Raw genomic sequence first — 790 nt, forward strand, 5'->3', positions numbered from 1 at the left:
CATTTGTTGGAATGGATTGAAACTTAAACCCGGCTCCATCAGCACTGCACCTGAAACGGTGAAATCTGCATCACCAATGGTGACATTGTCACCTTTGTTAACTTCTAATTGAGCCATAATGCGTTCGTCTAACCAAAGCTGGTTAGGCTTCACGCGACCTGACTCATTCCCATCTAAAACCAACTCTCCCATTAAAGGATAACTTTCATCGACACCTCGTACAGAAATAAGCTGCATTCCGTTATCGCTAAAAGCCATGGTCGAAAATCGGGTCATAACGGAGCGCTCAAGTTGCTCTGTCGATTTTAATAGTGAGTCAGATAATGGGTTTGCGGAAACGAACACCGCATCCGCAGTTAATGCATCCTTGCCCTGCTTGACAATCACTTGCTCCATACGAGATGCAAGTGCAGACAATGCAAAAATACTCGCGATGACCAACACAAGAGCGACGCTGATCGGCCAAAGGTTTCCTTGCCTAATTTCGCCCAAACTCCAACGCACCAAACTTTTATTCGGAGAGTGTTGCTTCAATCCACGTTGATCTGAAGATGTTACTTCACTTGAAGATACTGCTGACATTACATCTCCTCCTTAAGCTCACCCGCCTCCATACGATAAATACGGTCACATCGGCTTGCTAGATGACCATCGTGTGTTACTAAAATCAGAGTTGTCCCGTGCTGTTCATTAAGATCGAATAGCAGCTCAATCACTTTGTCTGCGGTTTGATGGTCAAGATTGCCGGTAGGCTCGTCTGCGAACAACAGCTCAGGCTGTGTCATAAATG

At 45.6% G+C, this 790-nt stretch carries 1 protein-coding gene and 1 pseudogene; both read right to left on the reverse strand.

Features of this window, described 5'->3' with window-relative positions; translation table 11 throughout:
- A partial coding sequence (locus tag R7R78_RS25600) for an ABC transporter permease (protein ID WP_406707398.1) occupies window positions 1-582 on the reverse strand: 582 nt, incomplete at its 3' end.
- Window positions 582-790: pseudogene (locus R7R78_RS25605) on the reverse strand (ABC transporter); the annotation flags it as partial. The gene R7R78_RS25600 and the pseudogene R7R78_RS25605, both read right to left, overlap by 1 nt.

It is taken from the genome of Vibrio sp. 2134-1 (assembly GCF_033339495.1).